At 67.7% G+C, this 24,310-nt stretch carries 25 protein-coding genes; 15 read left to right on the top strand and 10 right to left on the bottom strand.

What is annotated here, in order from left to right; translation table 11 throughout:
• The first annotated feature begins 390 nt into the window (after positions 1-390).
• A complete protein-coding gene (locus DN388_RS10950; protein ID WP_253086960.1) occupies positions 391-1,704 on the top strand; it encodes an alginate export family protein in 1,314 nt (437 codons plus the stop codon).
• A gap of 50 nt (positions 1,705-1,754) precedes the next feature.
• On the opposite strand, the gene DN388_RS10955 is transcribed toward DN388_RS10950, so the two are convergent.
• Positions 1,755-2,252 (bottom strand): PaaI family thioesterase, encoded by a 498-nt coding sequence (locus tag DN388_RS10955; RefSeq protein ID WP_043860059.1) that lies wholly within the window; start codon positions 2,250-2,252, stop codon positions 1,755-1,757.
• A gap of 91 nt (positions 2,253-2,343) precedes the next feature.
• On the bottom strand, positions 2,344-2,997 hold the full coding sequence (locus tag DN388_RS10960; RefSeq protein ID WP_043860058.1) for a metalloregulator ArsR/SmtB family transcription factor: 654 nt from the start codon (positions 2,995-2,997) through the stop codon (positions 2,344-2,346).
• Between the two features lie 67 nt (positions 2,998-3,064).
• Between DN388_RS10960 and DN388_RS10965 the strand changes: the two genes are divergently transcribed.
• Complete coding sequence (locus DN388_RS10965) at positions 3,065-3,577, top strand: DUF2938 domain-containing protein (protein WP_054914421.1); 513 nt, start codon at positions 3,065-3,067, stop codon at positions 3,575-3,577.
• A gap of 2 nt (positions 3,578-3,579) precedes the next feature.
• On the opposite strand, the gene DN388_RS10970 is transcribed toward DN388_RS10965, so the two are convergent.
• A complete protein-coding gene (locus DN388_RS10970) occupies positions 3,580-4,164 on the bottom strand; it encodes a hypothetical protein (RefSeq protein WP_254999788.1) in 585 nt (194 codons plus the stop codon).
• A gap of 79 nt (positions 4,165-4,243) precedes the next feature.
• Here DN388_RS10970 and DN388_RS10975 point away from each other — a divergent pair, with 79 nt between their 5' ends.
• Entirely contained in the window at positions 4,244-4,645 is a 402-nt protein-coding gene (locus DN388_RS10975; RefSeq protein WP_043860056.1) for a low affinity iron permease family protein, read from the top strand.
• A gap of 6 nt (positions 4,646-4,651) precedes the next feature.
• On the opposite strand, the gene ycaC is transcribed toward DN388_RS10975, so the two are convergent.
• Together ycaC and DN388_RS10985 are read right to left on the bottom strand one after the other, a co-directional pair.
• Positions 4,652-5,281 carry an isochorismate family cysteine hydrolase YcaC gene (gene ycaC, locus DN388_RS10980; RefSeq protein WP_043860055.1) on the bottom strand — a complete coding sequence of 210 codons (630 nt, stop codon included), beginning with the start codon at positions 5,279-5,281 and terminating at the stop codon, positions 4,652-4,654.
• Between the two features lie 73 nt (positions 5,282-5,354).
• Positions 5,355-6,248, bottom strand: a complete 894-nt coding sequence (locus DN388_RS10985; protein ID WP_254999792.1) for a pirin family protein — start codon at positions 6,246-6,248, stop codon at positions 5,355-5,357.
• A gap of 96 nt (positions 6,249-6,344) precedes the next feature.
• On the opposite strand from DN388_RS10985, the gene DN388_RS10990 reads away from it, so the two are divergent.
• Positions 6,345-7,253 (top strand): LysR family transcriptional regulator, encoded by a 909-nt coding sequence (locus DN388_RS10990; RefSeq protein ID WP_173925050.1) that lies wholly within the window; start codon positions 6,345-6,347, stop codon positions 7,251-7,253.
• A 196-nt stretch (positions 7,254-7,449) separates the two neighbouring features.
• Positions 7,450-8,211: a helix-turn-helix transcriptional regulator gene (locus DN388_RS10995; RefSeq protein ID WP_043860226.1), complete on the top strand. Its 762-nt coding sequence runs from the start codon at positions 7,450-7,452 to the stop codon at positions 8,209-8,211.
• Here the strand turns inward: DN388_RS10995 and DN388_RS11000 are convergent, their stop codons facing one another.
• From DN388_RS11000 to DN388_RS11015, 4 genes are all read right to left on the bottom strand, one after another.
• A complete protein-coding gene (locus DN388_RS11000; RefSeq protein ID WP_043860227.1) occupies positions 8,212-9,726 on the bottom strand; it encodes an MDR family MFS transporter in 1,515 nt (504 codons plus the stop codon). It abuts the gene before it with no gap.
• Entirely contained in the window at positions 9,716-10,792 is a 1,077-nt protein-coding gene (locus tag DN388_RS11005) for an HlyD family secretion protein (protein ID WP_229590267.1), read from the bottom strand. Before DN388_RS11005 ends, DN388_RS11000 begins: the two co-directional genes overlap by 11 nt.
• A gap of 164 nt (positions 10,793-10,956) precedes the next feature.
• Positions 10,957-11,829 (bottom strand): alpha/beta fold hydrolase, encoded by an 873-nt coding sequence (locus DN388_RS11010; RefSeq protein WP_058540269.1) that lies wholly within the window; start codon positions 11,827-11,829, stop codon positions 10,957-10,959.
• Positions 11,830-11,847: 18 nt separating this feature from the next.
• On the bottom strand, positions 11,848-12,468 hold the full coding sequence (locus DN388_RS11015) for a LysE family translocator (protein ID WP_088515103.1): 621 nt from the start codon (positions 12,466-12,468) through the stop codon (positions 11,848-11,850).
• A 188-nt stretch (positions 12,469-12,656) separates the two neighbouring features.
• Here DN388_RS11015 and DN388_RS11020 point away from each other — a divergent pair, with 188 nt between their 5' ends.
• Together DN388_RS11020 and DN388_RS11025 are read left to right on the top strand one after the other, a co-directional pair.
• Entirely contained in the window at positions 12,657-13,136 is a 480-nt protein-coding gene (locus tag DN388_RS11020) for a GNAT family N-acetyltransferase (RefSeq protein ID WP_043860231.1), read from the top strand.
• Between the two features lie 9 nt (positions 13,137-13,145).
• Positions 13,146-13,520 (top strand): DUF2784 domain-containing protein, encoded by a 375-nt coding sequence (locus tag DN388_RS11025; protein ID WP_043860232.1) that lies wholly within the window; start codon positions 13,146-13,148, stop codon positions 13,518-13,520.
• An 80-nt stretch (positions 13,521-13,600) separates the two neighbouring features.
• Here DN388_RS11025 and DN388_RS11030 read toward each other — a convergent pair whose 3' ends face one another.
• Positions 13,601-14,575, bottom strand: a complete 975-nt coding sequence (locus DN388_RS11030; RefSeq protein ID WP_043860233.1) for a bile acid:sodium symporter family protein — start codon at positions 14,573-14,575, stop codon at positions 13,601-13,603.
• A 79-nt stretch (positions 14,576-14,654) separates the two neighbouring features.
• Here DN388_RS11030 and DN388_RS11035 point away from each other — a divergent pair, with 79 nt between their 5' ends.
• The 8 genes from DN388_RS11035 to DN388_RS11070 all read left to right on the top strand — a co-directional run bounded on the left by DN388_RS11035 (position 14,655) and on the right by DN388_RS11070 (position 24,263).
• Complete coding sequence (locus DN388_RS11035; RefSeq protein WP_104572510.1) at positions 14,655-15,461, top strand: helix-turn-helix domain-containing protein; 807 nt, start codon at positions 14,655-14,657, stop codon at positions 15,459-15,461.
• A gap of 2 nt (positions 15,462-15,463) precedes the next feature.
• On the top strand, positions 15,464-16,618 hold the full coding sequence (gene ampC / locus DN388_RS11040; protein WP_063611988.1) for a class C beta-lactamase: 1,155 nt from the start codon (positions 15,464-15,466) through the stop codon (positions 16,616-16,618).
• 2 nt (positions 16,619-16,620) lie between these two features.
• Positions 16,621-17,283: a hypothetical protein gene (locus tag DN388_RS11045; RefSeq protein WP_043860235.1), complete on the top strand. Its 663-nt coding sequence runs from the start codon at positions 16,621-16,623 to the stop codon at positions 17,281-17,283.
• An 87-nt stretch (positions 17,284-17,370) separates the two neighbouring features.
• Positions 17,371-18,705, top strand: a complete 1,335-nt coding sequence (locus DN388_RS11050; RefSeq protein ID WP_043860236.1) for a sodium:proton antiporter — start codon at positions 17,371-17,373, stop codon at positions 18,703-18,705.
• 143 nt (positions 18,706-18,848) lie between these two features.
• A complete protein-coding gene (locus DN388_RS11055; protein WP_043860237.1) occupies positions 18,849-19,895 on the top strand; it encodes a class I SAM-dependent methyltransferase in 1,047 nt (348 codons plus the stop codon).
• Between the two features lie 189 nt (positions 19,896-20,084).
• Entirely contained in the window at positions 20,085-20,741 is a 657-nt protein-coding gene (locus tag DN388_RS11060; protein ID WP_255000123.1) for an ABC transporter ATP-binding protein, read from the top strand.
• Positions 20,738-23,194, top strand: a complete 2,457-nt coding sequence (locus DN388_RS11065; protein ID WP_254999803.1) for an FtsX-like permease family protein — start codon at positions 20,738-20,740, stop codon at positions 23,192-23,194. Before DN388_RS11060 ends, DN388_RS11065 begins: the two co-directional genes overlap by 4 nt.
• Positions 23,184-24,263: a lipocalin-like domain-containing protein gene (locus tag DN388_RS11070; RefSeq protein WP_104572513.1), complete on the top strand. Its 1,080-nt coding sequence runs from the start codon at positions 23,184-23,186 to the stop codon at positions 24,261-24,263. The genes DN388_RS11065 and DN388_RS11070 overlap by 11 nt, the downstream gene beginning before the upstream one ends.
• Positions 24,264-24,310: the final 47 nt, after the last annotated feature.

Raw genomic sequence — 24,310 nt, forward strand, 5'->3', positions numbered from 1 at the left:
CCTGCGCACGCGGTTTGCCTGACACACCCTGCACTCAGGTTTTACGACCGCTTCGCGCTCGATCGTCGGCCAAGCCAACTCCCACGCCCTGCGGGCAGAAGCCGACCTCACAGCCCCAAACAACCTGCTTCTGGCCGCAAGGCCGTGGGAGCGGGCTTGCCCCGCGATCTGGCGCAAAGCGGCAGCAAAACCAGCGCACCCGGTTTGCCTGACACACCCTGCGGGCAGAAGCCGACCTCACAGCCCCAAGCAACCTGCTTCTGGCAAGCACCCCGGCACCTACCCGCCTGGCGCACACAATCAATCCATGTGGCAGCCAGATCAAAGACAGCCCCCACCGTCCCCGCCCTAAATGGCCACCACTCACGCCAACCCGGGGACCCCACCACCATGAACCTGCACCCTCACCTGCTTGCCGCCCTCAGCCTGGCTGCGCTGCTGGCCCAGCCATCAGCCCAGGCCATCGAGCTCTACGCCGATGACGAGTCCCACCTGAATGCCGACATCCTGGCGGTGTACGGCCTGTTCAACAGCCGCAAGAACTACGACGCCACGCCCGGCGGCTCGACCTGGCGCGAGGGCTTCATCAAGTATGGAATCAGCGGCGACCAGCGCCTGGCCGGCAACGGCAGTGCCTACGGCGCACTCAGCTGGGTCAGTTCCGCCACCTGGGGCGATGGCGACGCAGCCGGCAACACCGACGGCACCGAGCGCACCACCAAGCTGGAGGACGCCTACCTCGGCTGGCGCTCCGGCGAGCTGTTCCCGTTGCTGGGCAAGGATGGCGTGGATGCCTCGTTCGGCCGTCAGGTGGTCAAGCTGGGCCGCGGCTTTCTGATCAACGACGACGGCCCCAACCTCGGCAAGGGCCCCGCCGACGGCGCGCTGAACCGTGGCGGCGCCTATTACCTGGCGGCGCGCCACGCGTTCGACCGCACCGCCGTGCTGCGCCTGGGCGGCGAGCGTGGCGTGCACGCCAGCGTGCTGTGGCTCAAGTCCGACAACCGCGCCCAGGCCGAGACCGAACTGGCCGCCGGCACCCTGGACTACACCACCGCGGCCGGCACCCTGGGGCTGACCTGGATTCACGGCCTGGGCGTCACCGAGCAATGGGCCAGCGAATTCCAGCGCCAACGCGACGGCATGGACACCTACAGCCTGCGCGGCGAAGGCAACGCCGGTATCGACAACGCCAGCTTCGCCTTCGAGTACGCCTGGCAGGACAAGCAGGCCGGCCCGGAAAAGGCCTGGTACGCCGAGGCCGGCTACACCTTCGCCGAGCTGCCCTGGGCACCGAGCCTGACCTACCGCTACACCCGCTATTCCGAAGGCTGGGATGCCTTGTTCACCGGGCTGAGCACCGGCTACGGCACCTGGTTCCAGGGTGAGGTGGCGGCCAACTACGCGGGGCCGTTCAACAGCAATACCGGGGTGCATCACCTGGGCCTGGTGGCCAAGCCACTGGAAAACCTGACCCTGGGCGCGCTGTATTTCGACTTCGATACCCTGCACACACGCAACGCGCTGAACCTAGGTGCCCGCGAGCTGGACCTGTACGTGGAATGGACAGTCAGCCCGCACCTGATCGTCAGCCCGCTGGTGGGGCTGTACCAGCCGAAAAAGGACGAGAACACGGGGGGCAATCAGGTGGGCGGCAATGGCACCAACCTGTACAGCCAGGTGACGCTGGCGATGCCGTTCTGAGTTGGCTGGGGCGACGGCCAGGGACATGTCCAAGGCCATCGCCCCCGGGGTTACACGGTCGCGTGGGCCTGTTGCTTGAGGCGTTCGGTGTCGACGCGCACGAACACCGAGTCGGCCGTCACGGTGAGCACGTCGCCGGCCCAGACTTCGCAGATGACCCGGCTCTTGCGCCCCACCTCACCCTCGACCCACGCCTTGAGCACCAGCTCCACGCCCATCGGGGTGGGCTTGAGGTAGGTCAGCGAAAGCTTGCCGGTGACGCAGTCGATGCGCGGCAGGCTGCCCGGCTCGCGGCCTTCGGCGCGGTAGTGCCAGGCCATGGCGGTCCAGTTCGAATGGCAGTCCACCAGCATCGCCAGCAACCCGCCGTACACCAGCCCCGGCCAGCCGGTGAAGGTGGCATCGGGTTCGTGCCGGCACAGCACGTGGCTGCCGTCCTCGGCCCAGTGGCTTTTCAGGTGCAGGCCGCTGGGGTGCGAGGTACCGCAGCCGTAGCACACGCCCTCTGGCGCGGCGAGGTCTTGCAGGGGTAAGGCTTGGGCGTTCATAGGCTTCCTGATTGTTTTTATGGAAAGTCAGACCGTCGATGGTAACGCTGCCAGGCCCGCGCGCGAAAGCGCCAGGGGCCGCCGCAGAGGCTCAGGCCTCCACCGGCAGCCCTGCCGCCTGCCAGTCCGGCAGGCCGCTGTCGAGCCGGCGCACCTTGAAGCCGTGCTCGCGCAAGGCCGCGGTGGCGGTACTCGACAGCACGCACCAGGGGCCCCGGCAGTAGGCAACGATCTCCTGGTCCTGCGGCAGTTCGGCCAGGCGCTGCTGCAGCTCGTCCAGTGGCATGCTGATCGCCCCCGGCAAGTGCCCCAGGGCGTATTCCTCGTGGGAGCGCACATCCAGCAGGGTGATGCTCTGCTCGTGCAGGCGCTGCACCAGTTCGTCGCGCGACATCGCCTCCAGGCGCTCCTGCGCACTCATGCTGTCGGCCAGCAGCTCGCGCACCGCCAGGCGGTTGTGCTCGGCGAACTGCCCCAGTGCCGCCAGCACCTCCAGGATCGGCCCACCACCCAGGCGGTACAGCACGCGCTTGCCGTCGCGGCGGGTCTGTACCACGCCGGCGCGACGCAGGTGCTGCAGGTGCTGGGAGGTGTTGGCCACGGACAACCCGCACAGTTCGGCCAGGCGCTCGACCGCACGCTCGCCCTGGGCGATGTGTTCGAGCAGGTGCAGCCGATGCGCATGGCCCAGGGTGCGGGCCAGCTCGGCGATATCGATGAAATGTTGCTGAGGAAGGTCGGTCATTGACAGGAAGCTATCATTCGCCAATCATTCAATCAATTCATTGAATGTTTTATTCAGGAGCAACGCCATGTCCCCTCTGCTTCACTTCATCGCCAGTGCCAGCCTGATCGGGCTGCTGGGCACGGCGCTGGCCGACCTGTGGGCCGAAACACAGAAGCGGCTGCTGAAGGTGCCCACGCCCAGCTGGCCGATGGTCGGGCGCTGGGTGGCGCACCTGCGACATGGTCAGTTCATTCATGACAGCATCGCCAAGGCGCCGCCCGTACCGGGCGAAGCCCTGCTGGGCTGGGCGACGCACTATGTGATCGGGGTGCTGTACGCCGGGCTGCTGCTGGCGATCTTCGGCATCGGCTGGGCCCACAGCCCTACCCTGCTGCCGGCGCTGGCGATCGGTATCGGCACGCTGGTGGCGCCGTTCTTCATTCTGCAGCCGGGCATGGGCGCAGGCGTACTGGCCCGTCGCACCCCCAACCCCAAGGTGGCACGCCTGCGTAGCCTGGCAGCGCACACGGCGTTCGGGGTCAGCCTGTTCGTCGCGGCGCTGCTGCTCAATGGCCTGGGCCTGATGCCCCGGGGCTGAGCTCAGGCCTCACGCTGGCACCAGGCGTCTATCAGTACGTCCAGCAATGCCTGCGCATCCGTGGTGTTGGCGTCGACCAGGGCAATGGCCCAGCCACAGCCGGCCAGCTCGAAGTGTTCGCGCCAGTTGGGCCACGCCACAAGCCCGGCCAGGTCGAAGGAAAGCATGCCGCCCCGCTCGCCATGGCCGCCGTGAATCGACTCGCCCAGGCCGAATGGCTGCGGGTCGAAGGGCTTGAGGCTCACGTAGTACACGTGGTGGGTGTCGTGCTCCGGGGTGGGCGCGCGGTTGCACTGGGAGAAGTCCACCGACTGCCAGCCCAGCTCGCGCTCGTTCATCGGCTGTGCCTGCGCGAGCAGGTAGTCGAGCCCCAGCGTACGCCCACCCGGCCAACCGAGCTGGGTGGCACTGAAGGTTCGCTGGCGCGCCTTGCGTGGGTTGGCAAGCTCGCTCCAGCCCAGCTCGCGGGTCAGCACCAGGCCCTTGAGCAAGCGGTGCTCGCCATTGTTCAGCTCCAGCACGAACTGGCCGTAATCGGTGGGTATCACCCGCACCAGGTGCGTCGGTGCCCCGTGGTCCTGCCCCATGTCTTCTTCCCCTGATGTTACAAAGAATTTCGGCAACGCCGCAGGGTCTACCCAGTAGATCCCCACACAAGAGTCTGCCATGAAATTCGAACGCTTCGCCCAGGGCCTGGCCAAACAGGCCGGTCGCTCGCGCACCTTCCTCATCGCACTGGTACTGATCGTGGTCTGGGCCGTCACCGGGCCGTGGTTCGACTACAACGACACCTGGCAGCTGATCATCAACACCTCGACCACCATCGTCACCTTCCTGATGGTGTTCGTCATCCAGAACACCCAGAACCGCGACAACGACGTGCTGCACATCAAGCTCGACGAACTGCTGCGCTCGACCAAGGCGGCGCACAACGCGCTGATGAACCTCGACCAGCTGGACAACAGCCAGCTCAAGCAGTTGCTCAAGGAGTACCGGGAGATCGGCGAAGACCGCGCCACCGACCTGCCCGCCGATGAAACCGGGGGCAGGCGCGGCGACGCGCAGTGAGGCGGGCTACTGGTTGGCGCCGGTGAGGGTGTTGTAGCTGGTGATCAGGTTGCGGTAGTCGGGGATGTGGTTGGAGAACAGCGCGCCCAACCCCTCGACATCGTTGCGCCAGTCGCGGTGCAGTTCGCAGGCTGCGCCGAACCAGGTCATCAGTTGCGCACCGGCCGACGACATGCGGTCCCAGGCCGCGTCGCGGGTGATCGGGTTGAAGGTGCCGGAGGCGTCGGTGATCACGAACACCTCGAAGCCTTCGGCAATCGCCGACAGCGCCGGGAACGCCACGCACACCTCGGTGACCACACCGGCGATGATCAGCTGCTTCTTGCCGGTGGCCTTGACCGCCTTGACGAAGTCCTCGTTGTCCCAGGCGTTGATCTGGCCGGGGCGCGCGATGTACGGCGCGTCAGGGAACTGCGCCTTGAGCTCGGGCACCAGCGGGCCGTTGGGGCCGCTTTCAAAGCTGGTGGTGAGGATGGTGGGCAGTTTGAAGTACTCGGCCAGGTCGGCCAGCGCCAGCACGTTGTTCTTGAACTTGTCCGGCTCGATGTCACGCACCAGCGAGAGCAGCCCGGCCTGATGGTCGACCAGCAGCACGGCGGCGTTGTTCTTGTCCAGACGGGTGTAGGGAACACTCATGGTAATACTCCTTGCAGGGGTGGTCCGGCGCCGTGGCGCCGGAGTTGGGACAAACGTGAGTTGCATACAGACCCTAGTCGGCGCGTGTGACAGTGCCGCCGCCATTGGTCATCTGGCCGAAGCGCCCGGCGCGAAAATCGGCGAACGCCGCCTCGATCTCGGCATCGCTGTTCATCACGAACGGGCCGTAGCCGACGATGGGTTCATCCAGCGGCTCGCCGCTGAGCCACAGCACCGCCGCCTCGCTGTCGGCCTGCAGCAGCACTTCGTCGCCGGCACGCTCCAGCAGCACCAGTTGTGCCGGGCCCACCGAACGCTCGCCATTGACCGTGACCTGGCCGCGCAGCACCACCAGGGCGCTGCTGTGACCGGCCTGGGCAGGCAACCGCACGGGCTTGCCGGACTTGAGCTGCATGTCCCACACCTGCATCGGCGTGAAGGTGCGCGCCGGGCCGCGATGGCCGTGGTAGTCACCGGCGATCACCCGCAGGCTGCCGGCACCGCCGTGCAGCGCCACGCTGGGGATGTCGGCGGCCAGCAGGGTCTGGTAGCCGGCAGGGGCAGACTTGTGCCGGGCCGGCAGGTTGACCCACAACTGCACCATCTCCAGGGTGCCGCCACTGCGGGCGAACGACGGCGCATGGAACTCTTCATGCAGGATGCCGCCTGCGGCCGTCATCCACTGCACATCGCCCGGGCCGATCAGGCCGCCGGCACCGGTGGAGTCGCGGTGCTCCAGTTCGCCCTGGTAGACGATGGTCACCGTTTCGAAACCGCGGTGCGGGTGCTGGCCGACGCCGCGACGGGCGCTGGTGGGGGTGAAGGCATGGGGCCCGGCGTAGTCGAGCAGCAGGAACGGGCTGATGTGCTGGGCCAGGTTGTCGTAGGTGAACAGGCTGCGTACCGGGAAGCCGTCACCCACCCAATGCGGGTGCGGGCTGCTGTAGACGCCTTGGATCTTTTTCATGAGCTACCTCCTCTCGTGCATGAAGCCAACGATAAGGGCGCAACGCTGAGGGCGGTAGATAGCGTAAAGTGCCCTCAGCGTTCCATTTGGAGAACAGTGGTGGAAGACCTCAACGACCTGTACTACTTCGCCCAGGTGGTCGAGCACGGTGGCTTTGCCGCCGCCGGCCGTGCCCTGGACATGCCCAAGTCCAAACTCAGCCGGCGGGTGGCCGGGCTGGAGGAGCGCCTCGGGGTGCGCCTGATCCAGCGTTCCACCCGGCATTTTTCGGTAACCGACATCGGGCAGGCCTACCACCGCCATTGCGTGGCCATGCTGGTGGAGGCCGAGGGTGCGGCCGAGCTGATCGAGCGCCACCGTGCCGAGCCCCAGGGCATCGTGCGCCTGAGCTGCCCCACGGCGCTGCTGGATTTCTGGGTGGGGCCGATGCTGTCGCGCTTCATGGTGCAGTGCCCGCTGGTGCAGCTGCATATCGAGAGCACCAACCGCCATGTGGACCTGATCCAGGAAGGCATCGACATTGCGCTGCGGGTGCGGGTGCCGCCGCTGGAGAGCAGCGACCTGGTGATGAAGGTGCTGGCCAACAGCACGCAGTTGCTGGTGGCCGCGCCCGGCTTGCTGGCGTCGTTGCCCAGGCCCATCGTGCCCGCCGACCTGGCCGCCTTGCCGAGCCTGCACTGGGGCAACCCGCAGCGCGATTATCAATGGCAGCTCAATGGCCCGGACGGCGCCACGGCCAGCTTGCGGCACACGCCGCGGCTGGTGACCGACGACCTGGTGGTATTGCGCCAGGCGGCGCTGGCGGGCGTGGGGGTGGTGCACCTGCCACTGGTGGTGATCCGCGACGAGCTTGCCCGTGGCGAGCTGGTGCAGCCCACCCCGCACTGGGCACCGCAATGCGGGCTGGTGCACGCGGTGTTTGCCTCACGGCGCGGGCTGCTGCCTTCGGTGCGGCACCTGCTGGATTTTCTGGCCCAGGAGTTTGCCCAGAGCGGGATCGATTGATGTGCCAGGGTTTGCTGGCGCTATGCGCCAGATCGCGGGTCAAGCCCGCTCCCACGGGGATTGCGGCACTCTTTGAATAGGCGCTGTACCTGTGGGAGCGGGCTTGCCCCGCGATCGAATGCACAGCATTCGCTGAACCTGCACCCACCGTTCATCAGGCATACTGCCCCCCCACCCTCAATCCCAACGCACCGCCATGCAGCCGATTGTCCCCCTGGCAGAAAACTACCCCCACGGCGAGCGCATCGCCCCGCACTGCCACAACCGCGCCCAGCTGATCCATGCCCTGAGCGGGGTGATCACGGTCAACTCCAGCCAGGGCTGCTGGGTGGTTCCGCCAGGGCGCGGCGTATGGGTGCCCGCCGCCGTCGAACACGACCTGAAGATGGCCGGCCAGGTCCGCATGCGCACCCTGTTCGTCGCCTCCGACGCGCGCCCCGACCTGCCGCTGACCTGCCGCGTGGTGGACATCCCGCCGCTGCTGCGCCAACTGATCATCAGCGCCATGCTCATCCCCGCCGACTACCCGCCCGGGGGGCGTGACGAGCGGGTGATGCAGTTGATTCTGGACGAGATCCGCGTGCTGCCGATTCTGGCCCTGCACGTGCCGCTGCCGGTCGACCCGCAACTGGCCGCGCTGTGCCAGGCCCTGCGCGACGACCCGGCCAGCCCCTGGAGCCTGCAGCGCGCCGCCGCCCACAGCGGCCTCAACGCACGCACCCTGACCCGCGCCTTCCAGCGCGAAACCGGCCTGAGCTTCATCCAGTGGCTGCGCCGCCTGCGCCTGCTGGCCAGCCTCGACGCGCTGGCCGCCGGGCACTCGATCCTGAACGTGGCGCTGGACCTGGGCTATGACAGCCCCAGCGCCTTCAGCGCCATGTTCCGCCGCACCCTGGGGGTCTCGCCCAGTGCCTACTTCGGCAAGACCCCGGCCTACGGCCAGCCCGACGCCGACTAGTCAGCGTGCATGCTGGCGCAGCAGCAGCGACGCCAGCGCACACACCGCCAACGCCACGCACGACACATAGAACGCATCCGAATATGCCATCAGGTAGGCCTGCTGATGCACCGTCTGGTCCAGCTGCGCCAGCACCTGCAGGTGCGCCGGGGCCTGTGCATCGAGCACCCCGCCGGGCAGACGCTGCTGCACGGGTGCATCGAACAGCGTCAGGCTCTCATTGATGCGCTGCCCGTGAAACCGTTCGCGCAACGACACCAGCTGCGTCAGCAGCGCCGTGCCCACCGCACCGCCCAGGTTGCGCAGCATCGAGATCAGCGCCGAGGCCGAGCCGGCCTGGGCCTTGTCCAGCCCTTTCACCGCCAGCACCGACAGCGCCACCATGATCAGCGGCTGGCCCAGCCCGCGCACCACCGTGGAGGGGATGATCACGTTCTTTGCCGCGTCCGCCGACAGGTGCGCCCCCAGCCAGCAGCCCAGCGCCATGATCGCGAAGCCGCTGGCCACCAGCACCTTGGCGTTGAGCCAGCGCATCAGGCGCGGCAGCAGCGGCGCCAGCAGCAACTGCACCATGCCGTAGGCGATCAGGCTGATGCCGATTTCGCGGGCGTTGTAGCCCTGCACCTGGGACAGGTAGTTGGGCACCAGAAACACCAGCCCGAAGGTCGCCGCCCCGAACACCGCCATGGCCAGGCTGGCCACGCCGAAGTTGTAGCTGGCCAGCAGGCGCAGGTTGATGAAGGGCCGCGCGCCCCACAGCTGGCGCTGCACGAACAGCGCCAGCGCCACCACGGCAATCACGCTGAAGGTGACGATGAACGCCGAATCGAACCAGTCCTCGCGCCCGCCCTCCTCCAGCACGATCTGCAGCGCGCCCAGCCCCAGCGCCATGGCCGCGATGCCCAGCCAGTCGGCGCCGCGCAACTGGGCGCGGTCGCCGGCCTGCGCCGGGATCGACCACGCCACCGCCGCCAGCAGCGCCACCCCGGGCAGCAGTTGCAGCAGGAAGATCCAGCGCCATGAATAGGCGTCGGTCAGCCAGCCGCCGATCGACGGCCCGGCAGCCTGGGCCACGCTGTTGGAGAGGCTGAACAAGGCCATGCCCAGGGCGATCTTGCTCGGCGGCAGCTCGGTGATGATCAATTGCATCGACAGCGGGATCAGCACCGCCCCCGAAGCGCCCTGGATCACGCGGATGGCGATCATCGCCTGCAGGTTCGGCGCCAGCGCGCAACTGACCGAGCTGATCAGGAACACCAGCGAGCCCACCAGCATCACCCGGCGCAGGGAGAACACCTGCACCAGCCAGGCGGTGAGCGGAATCATGGTGATTTCCGCCACCAGGTAGGCGGTGGAGATCCACGAGCCTTCCTCGAACGTCGCCCCCAGCGCGCCTTCGATTTCCGGCAGCGCGGCACTGGTGACGTGCACGTTCATGCCCGCCATGAAGCAGCCGAACAAGCCACCGATCACCGCCACCCACGCGCGCAGCGATACCTTGTCTTCAGTGCTCATCGCGCACCTGCGCCGTGCGCGTATCGATGGTGGCGATCACCGACATGCCCGGCAGCAGCCGCGGCGTGCCGGGTTCCACCGGGTCGAGGTGAATACGCACGGCAAAGCGCTGCACGATCTTGGTGAAGTTGCCGGTGGCGTTGTCGGGCGGCAACAGCGCGAACACCGCCCCCGAGCCGGGCGAGACGCTGTCGACCGTGCCCTGCCAGTGCCGGCCGAAGGTGTCCACCTCCAGGGTCGCGCGCTGCCCCGGGCGCATGTGTTCGAGCTGGGTTTCCTTGAAGTTGGCCACCACGTAGGCCTGCTCCACCGGCACCACTGCCAGCAGTGGCAGGCCGGGGCTGACGTACTGCTGCACACGCACCTTGCGCTGCCCCACCACGCCGTCGAAGGGCGCCCGTACCTGGGTGTCGGCCAGGGCGTTCTCGGCCAGGGCCAGGGCCGCCTCGGCCTGTTCCAGCTCGGCCTCGCGGCGCACCAGTTCGGCCCGGGCCTCGCGCTGCTGGCTGGCCAGCACCTGGTGCCGGGCCCGCTGCATGGCCCAGCCGGCGTCTGCGCCCTTGAGCGTGGCCTGCGCCTGGGTGCGTGTGGTGCTGGCGCGTTCGGCACGCTGGGCACTCACCGCGTTCATGCCGATCAACTGGCGGTAACGCTGCCAGTCGAGTTCGGCGCGCCGCGCCTCGGCGCCGCCCGCCTCGCGCTCGGCGGCGGCACGGGCAATCGCCTGCCCTTGCCCCTCCAGCTGCGCCGCCAGGGTCACCAGCACGGCCTGCTGCGCCTGCACCGAAGCCGTACTGGCGGCCAGCGCCGCACGGGCCTGGCGCACCTGCTGGCGATAGTCGCGGTCGTCCAGCTGCACCAGCAGGTCGCCGGCCTTGACCACGGCATTGTCGGCCACGCTGACCTGGGCCACATAGCCGCCCACCCGCGCACTGATCGGCGCCCAGTCGGCGCGCACGTAGGCATCGTCGGTCTGTTCGTTGAAGCGCCCGCTGTGCCACACATACAAGGCAACCCCTAGTACCGCCAGCGTGCCGGCTGCGCCCAGGGCGCGGCGCAGCGTCATCACGCGCACGCGCTCGGTGGCTTGGGTAACCGGTGGTTCGGGGCTGACCGCCTGGTTCATGTTCGTGCTCCCTGTTGTTGTTCAAGGAAGCACTCTAAGGGGGTCAGCGGTTGGCGTTCGCTAGCGTACAGGCCAGTATTCGTCGCGAAATGGACAACCTGCCATCAGCCCAGCAGGTAGGTTTGCACCTCGTTCGCACAGGCCTGCGGATCTTCCTGCATGAAGCAGTGCCCGCCGGGCACCTCGCGCAGCTCGACCCTTGGGTTCAGACGCGCCCAGCGCGCCAGCGACACGGGTACGAAGGGATAGGTGGTGATGCCATGCAGCACCCGTGCGGGTGTCTGCACCTGGGCCAGGGCAGCCCACAGCCCGCGAGGGAACGAACTGAACACGTCCACTTCGCGCGCAGGCCGGCACTTGAGCACTACCCCTTCGCCGCAGTCGCCGATGGCGTGGTCCACATAGGCCTGCAGCGCCTCGTCGTGCCAGCCCTTGAAAATGCCGCGCCCGTGCAGCGCGGCGTAGGCCGCCTCGCGGTCGGGCCAGTGGCTGCGCCGGGTGGCGGCCTTGCGTGCCAGGCCGTGGCGACGGTGCATGCCGAACAGCGTGGCCACGCTCATCACCCCCAGCATCGAGCGGCTGAACACCACAGGGTCAAGCAATACCGCCCGCTGAAACAGGCCCGGTTGCAGCGCCAGCATCAAGCCGGTCAGCACCCCGCCGAAACTGTGGCCCATGGCAAAGCACGCCACCTGCCCGTATTCGCCACGGCCTGCCTGGAAGGCCTCGATCGCCAGCGCGGCGCTGCGGTTCCAGCCCACGAAGGCGCCGCCATGATCGCTGTCGCCATGGCCCTGCACATCGCACAGCCACAGGTCGAAATGCTCGGCCAGGCGCTCCAGCAACGGCTGGTAGGCCAGGCAGCAGAACCCGGTGCCGTGGATGAAATGCAGCAGCGGCTTGCCGCTGGCAGGTGAGCGCCAGCCGCGCAGGGTGAAGTGTTCGGCGCAGTCATGCGACCAGGGGATCAGTTCCATCGGGACTCGCTGTGGGGGTTACACAAAACCGGATTCTACAAACAGCAGTGGATACAGCGATAGCACCAGCAGTGCGGCCATCAGCCAATTGAACAGCTTGAGCCAGCGTGGGTCCTGCAGCACGGTGCGCAGCGCGCTGCCGAACATCACCCACACGCACACGCTGGGCAGGTTGACCACGGCGAACACCGCGGCGATCACGATCACGTTGGTCAGGTAGCCCTGGCTGGGTGCATAGGTGGTGATGGCGCCCACGGCCATGACCCAGGCCTTGGGGTTGACCCACTGGAAGGCTGCCGCGCCCCAGAAACCCAGGGGCTTGCGCGTGCCGGGTTCGGCGCTGGTCAGCGGGCCTGAATTGGCGATCTTCCAGGCCAGGTACAGCAGGTAGCTGGCGCCCACGTAGCGCAGCACGCCGTAGGCCAGCGGATAGGCCTTGAACACCTCGCCCAGGCCAAGGCCCACCGCCAGTACCAGCACCATGAAGCCGATACTGATGCCCAGCGCGTGGGGAATGGTGCGACGCACACCGAAGTTCACGCCGGAGGCCAGCAACATGGTGTTGTTGGGGCCGGGGGTGATCGAGGAGACGAAGGCGAACAGCACGAAGGCCATCAGCAGGTTGAGCGAGGTGAGCATGGCGGGTGTCCGGCGGTGTGTTGTTGTGAAGTGACACTAACCAAGTCGGTGCGCAGCGCTGCGATACAGTTGGGGGCAATTGTGGCACTACACTTGGCGAGCCCTCACCACCCTCCAGGCTTCCCGTGCCCTCGAGGGGCAATTGCCTTAGGATAACCCTCCTCGATTTCCGGAACAGAAGCCCTGCCATGCCCGTACATATCCGCCCCGCGCGCGTCGAAGACGCCAGCCAGATTCTCACCTTCATCACCGAGCTTGCCGAGTACGAGCGTGCCCGCCACGAGGTGATCGCCACGGTCGCCGATATCGAGCGCACGCTGTTCGGCGAAGGCAGCAGCACCCAGGCGCTGATCTGCGAGCGTGACGGCCAGGCCATCGGCTTTGCGGTGTACTTCTTCAGTTATTCGACCTGGCTCGGCACCCAGGGCATCTACCTCGAAGACCTGTACGTCACGCCCCAGGCCCGCGGCACGGGTGCGGGCAAGGCGTTGCTGCGCCACCTGGCGCAAGAGGCCTGTGCCAAGGGCTGCGGGCGCCTGGAGTGGAGCGTGCTGGACTGGAACGAACCGGCCATCCAGTTCTACAAGTCCATCGGCGCGCAGCCGCAGGACGAGTGGGTGCGTTATCGCATGGAAGGTGAAACGCTGCGCAGCTTCGCCCAGGGTTGAGACCACGCCATGTTCTTTCGATTGGCCGCCGACGGGCTGGTACTGTTTCATCTGACGTTCATCGTGTTCGTGATGCTGGGCGGGTTGCTGGTGCTCAGGTGGCCGCGGCTGTGCTGGCTGCACCTGCCGGCCGTGACCTGGGGCGTGCTGGTGGAGGTGCTGCACCTGCCCTGCCCGCTGACCGAATGGGAAAACCGCCTGCGTGCAGCGGCGGGTGACACCGGCTACCCCGACAGCTTTGTGGAGCATTACCTGATACCGCTGATCTACCCGGCCAAGCTGACGGCAGGCATCCAGCTGTGGCTGGGGGCATTGGTGTTCGTGGTGAATGCGGGGGTCTATGCGTGGTTGTGCTACTCGCGCAGGCGCCGTGCCTTGCGGTGAGTGCTCAGGCCGCTTCGCCGGCAAGGCCGGCTCCTACGAGAGCCTGCCTTGCCGGCGAAGTGGTCACCACAGCACCTGAATCAGGCGCTCACCTCCTCCCGCGCCGCATAGCGCTGCGCCAGCACCGCACACACCATCAGCTGGATCTGGTGGAACAGCATCAGCGGCAAAATCATCGCGCCAATCGCCCCCCCGGCAAACAGCACCTGGGCCATCGGCACACCGGTGGCCATGCTTTTCTTGGAGCCGGCAAACAGGATGGTGATGCGGTCTTCCACGTTGAACCCCAGCCGCTTGCCCAGCAACTGCGTGCACCACAGCACCACCGCCAGCAACACGCAGCACACCAGCGCCAGCCCCAGCAGCCGCACCAGCGGCACCGACTGCCACAACCCGCTGATCACCGCGTCGCTGAACGCGGTGTACACCACCAGCAGGATCGAGCCCTGGTCGACGGTCTTCAGCCAGCGTGCATTGCGAGCCACCCAGGCGCCGATCCAGCGCCGCGCCAGTTGCCCGGCCACGAACGGCACCAGCAGTTGCAGCACGATCTTCAACACCGCATCGAGGTTGGATCCGGTATCGCCCTGCACGCCCATCAGCACCATCACCAGCAGCGGCGTCAGCACGATGCCCAGCAGGCTGGAGGCCGCCGCGCTGCAGATCGCCGCCGGGATGTTGCCCCGCGCCAGCGAGGTGAAGGCAATCGCCGACTGCACGGTGGCCGGCAACGCGCACAGGTACAGCACGCCCAGGTACAGCTCGTCGCCCACCAGCGGCAGGAACAGCGGCTTGAACAGCATGCCCAGCAGCGGAAACATCACGAAGGTGCAGCCAAAAACCAGCAGGTGCAGGCGCCAGTGCCCTGCCCCGGCCGCCACCGCCTCGCGCGACAGCTTGGCGCCGTGCAGAAAGAACAGCAGCCCGATGGCCAGGTTGGTCAGCCAGCCAAACACCACCGCGCCCTGGCCCTCGCAGGGCAGCAAGGTGGCCAGTGCAATCACGCCGAGCAGGGCCAGGGTGAAATTGTCGAACAGCAACCGCAGGTGTTTCATGTCACGTCCTGTCTTGTTATTGGGATGGCGCAGACGGTAAGGTTTCTTTTCTTTTCCGACTAACGACAGAACCCCAAGAGTGTCGCCCAAAGGACAACCCCACGCCCCGCGCATCCCGCCCCTGAGCGAGCTCAAGGTACTGCCGCGCCCGCTGTACGGGCAGGCGCAGTCGCTGGCCAACATCGCCCTGGGCTTTCGCCACAAGCATGCCTGGGGGCAACTGTCGTATGCGGCCCAGGGCGTGCTGCATGTGCACACCGGCGCCGGACGCTACGTGGTGCCGCCGCAGCGCGCGGTGTGGATCCCGGCGCATACCCCCCATCAGGTCAGCTGCGCCGACGACACCTGCATCCGCAGCCTGTACATCGAGCACAGCGTGTGGCCGGGCACCCAGTGCCGGGTGATCGGCGTGAATGCCTTGCTGCGCGAGCTGATCCGCACCTTCAGCGGCCTGCCGGTGGCCTACGACACCGAGGGCGCAGACGGGCGCCTGGTCGCCGTGCTGCTCGACCAGCTGGCCAGCGCCCCGCAGGAAGACCTGATTCTGCCGCTGCCCCAGGACACCCGCCTGCGTGCACTGTGCCGGCGCCTGCAGGCACACCCCGAGGACAGCACCGGGCTGGCAGCCTGGAGCCTGAAGTACAGTGTTTCGGAAAAGACCCTGAGCCGGTTGTTTCTGCGTGACACCGGCATGACCTTTCGCACCTGGCGCCAGCGCATGCGCCTGCTCAGTGCGCTGCCAGCACTCAGCCGCGGCGAGCGCGTCACCGACGTGGCCCTGGCCTGCGGCTACGAATCGCTGTCGGCCTTTATCGCCGCCTTTGGCAAACAGTTCGGCCTGTCACCGGGCGAATTCCTCCAGACCCACCGGAAACCCATTACGTGAACCTGTTCAAACCGCATCACCTGCTGAGCGGCCTGCTGCTGGCCAGCCCTGCCGCCTGGGCCGCCACCGTGCCTGACAACCTCGACAACCTGGTAGAGGCCGCCAGCCAGGCCGTGATGCAGGAGCACGCGATACCCGGCATGGCCGTGGCCCTGACAGTCAATGGCCAGCACCACTACTACGACTTCGGTGTGGCCTCGCGCGACAGCGGCCAGGCCGTCGACCGCGACACCCTGTTCGAACTGGGCTCGATCAGCAAGACCTTCAACGTCACCCTGGCGGCCTATGCCCAGGCCACCGGCAAGCTGAAGCTGACCGACAGCCCGGCCAGCTACCTGCCCGAACTGCGCGGCCGGGCCCTGGAAAACACCAGCCTGCTGAACCTGGCGACCCACACCGCCGGCGGCTTCCCGCTGCAGTTGCCAGACAGCGTGCACGACAACGGGCAACTGATGCGCTACTTCAAGCACTGGACCCCGAGCTACCCGGCAGGCACCCGGCGTACCTATGCCAACCCGAGCATCGGCCTGCTCGGGGTGATCAGCGCCCGCCAACTGGACATGAGCTACCGGTCCGCCCTGCAGGACCTGCTGTTTCCGGCGCTGGGCCTGAACAACACCCATCTGCAGGTACCTGCCAACTGGCAGCGTATGTACGCCCAGGGCTATACCCGCGACAACGTCCCCGCCCGGCTGAGCCCTGCGGTGCTGGCCGACGAAGCCTACGGGGTGAAGTCCAGCAGTGACGACATGCTGCGCTTTGTCGAGGCGAACATGGGCCTGGAGAAACTCGATACGCCCCTCAAGCAGGCCATTGCCGCCACCCATACCGGCTATTACCAGGTGGGCCCCATGACCCAGGACCTGATCTGGGAGCAGTACCCCTACCCGGTCGCATTGCAGACCCTGCTCGACGGCAATGCCAGCCGCATGGCCCTTGAAACCCTCGACGTCACGCCGCTGCAACCCCCGCTGGCCCCGCAGCAGGCGGTGTGGATCAACAAGACCGGCTCCACCAACGGCTTTGGCAGCTACGTGGCGTTCGTGCCCTCGCAGCGGATCGGCATCGTGATCCTGGCCAACAAGAACTACCCCAACGAAGCGCGGGTGAAGCTGGCCTACCAGATCCTCGGCGCCTTGAACGAAGGTAGCCACTGACCGTGAGCAAACCGGTACGCGACACCCTCAAGCTGCTGTTGCTGCTGGCCGGGCTGTGGGGCTTCGCGCGCCTGCCGCCGAGCCTCGGCGCTAACCTGATACTGGTCGGCGGGCTGGCGGCCGGCGGCATCTATGCGCTGCTGAACCTGTCGCGCCTCTTCGCCTTTCTCAGCTACTGGCCAGGGTCGTTGCTGTACAGCGTGGTCGTGGTGTACCTGTGCAAGCTGTCTGCGCAACGGATGCTCAATGCGCGCTTTGGCATCGAGGTGGACTACCTGGACAACGCGGCGGTGGTATATGGGGCGCTCTATTCCATCCCGTTCTCGCTGATGCTGCTGGGGGTCTACCTGCTGTTGCCCCAGTGGCTGCGCAGGGCGGCTGGCAGACTACGCCCCGGCGCCGCCCCGGCCCCGGCGCAGAAAGTGCCGACGTTCGAACCCTTCTTTGCCGCGGCCCTGGTCTGTTGTGCGGGGTTTGCCCTGCAGCAGCTTGACGAGGGCCTGGAGTACGCCCTGATCGTAGATGCCATGCCCGCCTCCAACTGCGGCCCGGTCGATGCGGGCACTGCATGGCTGCGCAAGAACCACAGCCAGTGCTACAGGCTGCAGGGCAACCCGTTCACCGGCACCTTCAGCCTGCAGCAGGTCGACAGCCCGGCGCCCTGATGCTGCGTGCAGTGAACCTCTGCCGCACCGCGCCCCTCGAATGCTCAGGGGCCAGCGCTGGCCCGACCCCATGCGACGGTGCCTTCGATGAGTTTTACCCTGTGGATCGCCGTGTTCGGCGCCGTGTTGCTGATCCTGGCCCTGACCTCCTCGTACCTGCGCTGGATGCCGGTGACTACCTCCGCCGTGTGCCTGCTGCTGGGCATCGGCATCGGCCCGCTGGGGCTGGGCCTGTTGCACCTGGACCTGGACCACGCCGCCGGCTGGCTCAAGCACCTGACCGAAGTCGCGTTGCTGTTCTCGCTGTTCATCAGTGGCCTGAAGCTGCGCCTGCCGCTGCGCAGCCGTGTCTGGCGGGTGGCATTCGGCCTGGCCGGCCCGGTGATGCTGCTGAGCATCGGTGGCTTCAGCGTGGTGCTGCACTACCTGGGTGACATGGCGTGGGCGCCGGCCCTGCTGATCGGCGCCATCCTTGCGCCCACCGACCCGGTGCTGGCAGCGCTGGTGCAGGTCAACGATGCGCAGGACCACGACCCGCTGCGCTTCGGCCTGTCGGGCGAGGCCGGGCTCAACGACGGCGTGGCCTTTCCCTTCGTGCTGCTGGGCTTGCTGCTGGTGCAGGGCCAGGCCGTCGACGGCTCGGCGCTGTTCACCTGGTTGTGGCGCGACCTGCTGTGGGCGATGCCGGTGGGGTTGCTGGTGGGCTACTGGATGGGCAAGTTGCTGGGGCGCCTGACCCTGACCCTGCGCATCAGCCATGCCGACAGCACGCTCACCCCCAACGACTACCTGGCACTGGCGCTGATTGCACTGGCGTATGTGGTGGCCGACACCCTGCACGCCTATGGGTTTCTGGCGGTGTTTGCCGCCGGGCTGGGGCTGCGCCAGGCCGAGGTGAGCTTCACCGGCGGATCGCAGACCCCGTCCGAGCACCTGGCGCAACCGGTGGCCGGGCACCTGGAAGCCGCGCCGGAGAATGCGGTGCATGGCGACCTGGACAACCTCGAAGACACCCAGGTGGCGGCCGGGGTGATGATGGGCGACATGCTTGCCTTCGGCAGCCTGGTGGAGCGGGTGATGGAAGTGTTCCTGGTGACCGTGCTCGGCGTGGCGCTGGCCAGCCACTGGGACTGGCGCGCACTGGGCTTTGGCCTGGCGTTGTTCTGCGTGGTGCGCCCGTTGAGCGTGTTGCTGATGCCCTGGGGCAGCCTGCTCGACCTGCGCCAGCGGCTGATGGTCGGCTGGTTCGGCATTCGTGGCATCGGCAGCCTGTTCTACCTGTTCTACGCCCTGAGCCACGGCCTGGGCGGCACGCTTTCGGCGCAGTGCCTGAACATCACGTTGTCGGTGGTGGCGTTGAGCATCGTGGTGCATGGCCTGAGCACGCAACCGATGCTGAACTACTACGGGCGGCGCGGCTGACCGCCCCTGCTGGCGACGTACGCTTCGCACTTGACCTGCTGCCCCCCTGAACTAAAGTCAAAGGCTGCCCATCAAGGACAGATGGCTGCAGATAGGCGACGTTATCTGCGCGTTCAAGGATGCCAACTAATGGAGTGGTGGCAATGAGCAAACCTGCATCGACCCCTTTCATCCATACCCTTATCAACGACCTCGGCGCTGCCGCGATGTTGCCCAACATCATGCTCGGCGAAGAACTGGGCCTGTACCGGGCCATGGCCGACGGCCAGCCGGTGACCGCCCAGACCCTGGCCACACGCACTGGCTGCAATGCCCGCCTGCTTCGCGAATGGCTCAACGCCCATGCCGCCTCTGGCTACATGCAGCACAACGACGAACATTTCAGCCTTGACGAGCAGCAGGCCCAGGCCCTGGCCCATGAGGACTCCGCCACCTACATTGCTGGCGGCACCCAGGCCATCGCCTCGATGGTGCTCGACAAGGACAAGCTGGTGGCGGCGATGCGCGGCGACGGTGGCCTGGCATGGGGCGACCATCATGCGTGCATGTTCGGTGGCGTCGAGCGCCTGTTCCGGCCTGGCTACCGCAACCATCTGGTCGGCAGCTGGCTGCCGGCACTGGAGGGTGTGGTGGACAAGTTGCACGCCGGGGCCCGGGTGGCAGACATCGGGTGTGGTCTTGGCACCTCGACGCTGCTCATGGCCGAGGCCTTTGCGGCTTCGCATTTCGACGGCATCGACTACCACGCGCCCTCGGTGGCCACTGCCGGTCAACGGGCCAGGGACAGCGGCCTGACCGAACGGGTGCGCTTCACCCAGGCCAGCGCCAAGGACTACCCTGGCCGCGATTATGACCTGGTGTGCTTCTTCGACTGCCTGCATGACCTGGGCGACCCGGTGGGTGCGGCCCGGCATGCCTGGCAGGCACTCAAGCCGGGGGGCACGCTGTTGCTGGTGGAGCCGTTTTCGAATGATCGGCTGGACGACAACCTCAACCCGGTGGGGCGTTTGTTCTATGCGGTATCGACGTTTCTGTGCACGCCCAATTCACTGTCGCAGGAGGTGGGTTTGGGTCTAGGCGCGCAGGCGGGTGAGGCGCGCATTCGGGGTGTGCTTGAAGAGGCGGGGTTCAGCCACATGCGCCGGGCGTGCGAGACGCCGTTCAACCTGATACTGGAGGCGCGCAAGTAGAGGCGACGCGGCAATCGGGTGTCGAGCCACCAGGGCTGACAACTGCGATCCTGCAGGCCAGGGTGCGTTGCAACCAATGTGGGAGCCGGCAAGGCCGGCTCCTGCATTTTTAAAACCACCCTGGCCCGCAGGATCGCCATGGCACAACCCGATGTACCCACCTGCCCCAACCTGGCCTACCCTTCACCCATGCTCATCGTCGAAAACCTGCACAAGACCTTCACCACCGCCCAATGCACCCTGCCGGTGCTGCGCGGTGTCGATCTGCACCTGCCCGCCGCCACCAGCCTGGCACTGATGGGCGAGTCCGGCAGCGGCAAGAGCACGCTGCTGCACCTGATAGCCGGCCTCGAACGCCCCGACAGCGGGCGCATTCTGTTCGACGGCCAACCGCTACACACCCGCACCGAAGCCGGGCTCGCACACTGGCGCCGACAAGGCATCGGCCTGGTGTTCCAGCAATACAACCTGATCAGCAGCCTGGACGTGGCCGCCAACCTGGCCTTCCAGGCGCGCCTGGCCGGCCGCCATGACCCGGCCTGGGTCACCCACCTGGCCGAGCGCCTGGGCCTGGCGCCGCTACTGCAACGCTACCCCGAGCAACTCTCCGGCGGGCAGCAGCAACGCCTGGCAATCGGCCGCGCACTGGCCTCGCGCCCCGCGCTGGTGCTGGCCGACGAACCCACCGGCAGCCTCGACGAAGCCAGCAGCGAAAACGTGCTCGACCTGCTGCTGGAGCTGGTCGGGGCAAGCAACAGCAGCCTGCTGATGGTCACCCACAGCGCCCACCTGGCCACCCGCCTGCACCAGCGCCTGACCCTGCACCTGGGCCGGGTACGCGCATGATCGGCCTGTGCCTGCAGGCGCTGCTCAGCCACTGGCGGCGCCACCCCCTGCAATGCGCCAGCATCCTCACCGGGCTGTGGCTGGCTACCACCCTGTGGGCCGGGGTCCAGGCGCTCAACCAGCAGGCCCGCGCCGACTACGCGCGGGCCAACGCGCTGCTGACCGGCGCAGCGCAGGCGCAGGTGAGCCCGCGCCACGGCGAACGCTTCGACCAGCACGCCTACATTCAACTGCGCCGGGCCGGCTGGCCGGTGTCGCCGGTGCTCGAAGGCCGCCTGCGCTTTGCCGGCGCCGAACCGGTCAGCGTGAAGCTGCTGGGCATCGAGCCGCTGAGCCTGCCACCCGGCAGCGCCATCGCCGGCCAGGCCGCCCAACGCATCGACCCCGCCGCCTTCATCGGCCCACCGGGCCAGGCATGGATCGCACCCGACACCCTGCAGCGCCTTGGCCTGGCGCCCGGTGCCGAGCCGCTGAGCGGCGACGGCCAGCGTCTGCCGCCGTTGCAGGTACAGGCGCAGCTGGCCCCGGGGGTGATGGTGGTCGACATCGGCCAGGCCCAACGCCTGCTGCAGGCACCGCAACAGCTCTCGCGACTGCTGATACCCGCCGGCTACACCCCGCCCGCGCTGCCCGAGGGCCTGAACGAGCTACTGGTGGTGCAGGCCGCCAGCGACACCGACGACCTGCAACGGCTGACCGAAAGCTTTCACCTCAACCTCACTGCGCTGGGCCTGCTGGCCTTCCTGGTGGGGCTGTTCATCGTGCATGCGGCCATCGGCCTGGCCCTGGAGCAGCGCCGCAGCCTGTTGCGCACCCTGCGTGCCTGCGGCGTGAGTGTGCGTGCGCTGGTGACTGCCCTGGCCATCGAACTGGGGCTGTTCGCGCTGCTGGCCGGGCTGGCCGGGGTGGCCTGCGGTTACCTGCTGGCCAGCCTGCTGCTGGGTGACGTGGCCGCCAGCCTGCGCGGCCTGTATGGCGCCCAGGTGGCCGGGCACCTGAGCCTGCCGCTGCACTGGTGGCTGAGCGGGCTGGCCATCAGCCTGCTCGGGGCAGCACTGGCCGGTGCCGGCAGCCTGCTGCGCGCCGCGCGCCTGCCGCTGCTGGCGCTGGCACAGCCCCAGGCCTGGCGCCAGGCGCAGGTGCGCTGGCTGCGACGCCAGGCACTGCTGGCGCTACTGCTGCTGGCCGTGGCCCTGGGGTGCTGGCGCTGGGGGGCGAGCCTGCCGGCGGCCTTCACCCTGCTGGCCGCCTTGCTGCTGGGCGCCGCGCTGATGCTGCCACTGCTGCTCGATGGCGCCCTGGCGCTGTTGCAGCGGCTGTGCCACCGGCCGCTGGCGCAGTGGTTCGTGGCCGACAGCCGCCAGCAACTGCCGGCCCTGGCACTGGCGCTGATGGCGTTGCTGCTGGCGCTGGCCGCCAGCGTCGGGGTGGGCAGCATGACGTCCGGGTTCCGCCAGACCTTTCTGGGCTGGCTCGATCAACGGCTGTCGGCCGAGCTCTACGTGACCCCGCATGACACCGCCCAGGGCCTGGCCATCGCGGCCTGGCTACCCACCCAGCCAGGGGTGCGCGCCGTGCTCACGCAGTGGCGCACCGAAGTGCGCGTAGGCGGCGCCCCGGTGCAGGTGCAGGGGGTGATCGACCACCCGGCCTACGCGCAGCACTGGCCGCTGCTCGAACAGCGCAGCGAGGCGTGGCGCCAGTTGGCCAGCGGCGCCGGGGCGATGCTCAGCGAACAGTTGGCACGGCGCCTGGTGCTGGGCCTGGGCGATCGCCTGAGCTTGCCCGGCGCTGCACCCCTTGACGTGGTGGCCGTATACGCCGACTACGGCAACCCTCGCGGGCAGGTGCTGGTGAACGCCGACTGGCTGCGGCGCACCTGGCCCGAGGCCACGCTCAACACCCTTAACCTGCGCGTGGCGGGCGAGCAGGTGGCGACGCTCAAGGCCGCGCTGCAGCAACGCTATGCGCTGGGCGGCACCCGGCTGGTGGACCAACGCACCCTAAGGCGCTGGTCGGTGGAGGTGTTCGAGCGCACCTTCGCCGCCACCGCCGCACTTAACAGCCTGACCCTGGGCGTGGCGGGCGTGGCCCTGTTGATCAGCCTTTTGACCCTGGGCCAGAGCCGGCTCGGCCAGTTGGCGCCGCTATGGGCACTGGGCGTCAGGCGCCAGCACCTGGCCTGGCTGTCGCTGGGGCAGACGCTGCTGCTGGCCAGCCTGACCGTGCTGCTGGCAATTCCCATGGGCCTGCTGCTGGCCTGGTGCCTGGTGGCGGTGGTCAACGTGCAGGCGTTCGGCTGGCGCCTGCCGTTGCAGGTGTTCCCTGGCCAGCTACTGCAACTGGCGCTGCTGGGCCTGTTCACCGCCCTGCTCGCCGCCGCCGGCCCCCTGTGGCAACTGGCCCGCCGCCAGCCCGCCGAACTGCTGAGGCACTATGCCGATGGAACCTAGACACTGGGGCGTCCTGCTGCTGTGCCTGCTGCTGGGCGCCTGCGACCCCTCGCCACCGCCACCCGCCGGTTTTGCCGGCCTGGGCCAGGACGCCGCAGCCTTTGCCCCGGTGGTGCGCGGCCAACCGTTGCAGTTCCCGCGTGACCACGGCGCCCATGCGGGGTATCGCATCGAATGGTGGTACGTGACCGCCAACCTGCGCGATGCACAGGGCCGCGACTGGGGTGCGCAATGGACGCTGTTCCGTTCGGCGCTGCGCCCCGGCGCCGAACAGCCGGGCTGGGCCAGCCCCGCCGTATGGCTGGGGCACGCGGCGTTGAGCGGGCCGTTTGGCCATCAGTTCAGTGAAACGCTGGCGCGTGGCGGTGTCGGCCAGGCGGACGTGCAGGCGCAACCGTTCAAGGCCTGGATCGACGACTGGTCGCTGCAGGCGGTGGGCGGCCAAGGCATCGAGCAGTTGCAGATGCGCGCAGGCGGCAAGGGCTTCAGCTACGACCTGCAACTGAGCAGCCAGCAGCCCCTGGTGCTGCAGGGCGATCAGGGCTACAGCGAGAAGTCCGGCCAGGGCCAGGCGTCGTATTACTACAGCCAGCCGTTCTATACAGTGCGCGGTGAAGTACAGCACGAGGGCCGGCGCGTCGAGGTGACCGGCAACGCCTGGCTCGACCGCGAATGGAGCAGCCAGCCGCTGGCCCCCGACCAGCATGGTTGGGACTGGTTTTCGCTGCACCTGGACAACGGCACGCGGCTGATGCTGTTCCAGGTCCGTCAGGCCGATGCACAACCGTACCGGGCAGGCACCTGGATTGCCACCGACGGCAGCAGCACCGCGCTCAACGGTGCGCAGATCGTGCTTGAGCCGCTGGCCCGCACCCAACTGGTCGACGGCCCGCAGGTGCCCACGCGCTGGCGGGTGCAGGTGCCCGACCGGCAGCTGGACATCGAGGTCGACGCCCTGGTGCCGCAGGCCTGGATGGGCACCCGCTTTCCCTACTGGGAAGGCCCGGTGAAGGTACAGGGCAGCACGGCCGGGCGTGGCTACCTGGAAATGACCGGCTATTCGCGCTGAGCGCCACCGACGCAGCGGCTATTCTTGCCTGAACGCCCACCTGCCTG

It is taken from the genome of Pseudomonas sp. S12(2018) (genome assembly GCF_024355235.1).
GTDB classification, from domain to species: Bacteria; Pseudomonadota; Gammaproteobacteria; order Pseudomonadales; family Pseudomonadaceae; genus Aquipseudomonas; species Aquipseudomonas palmensis.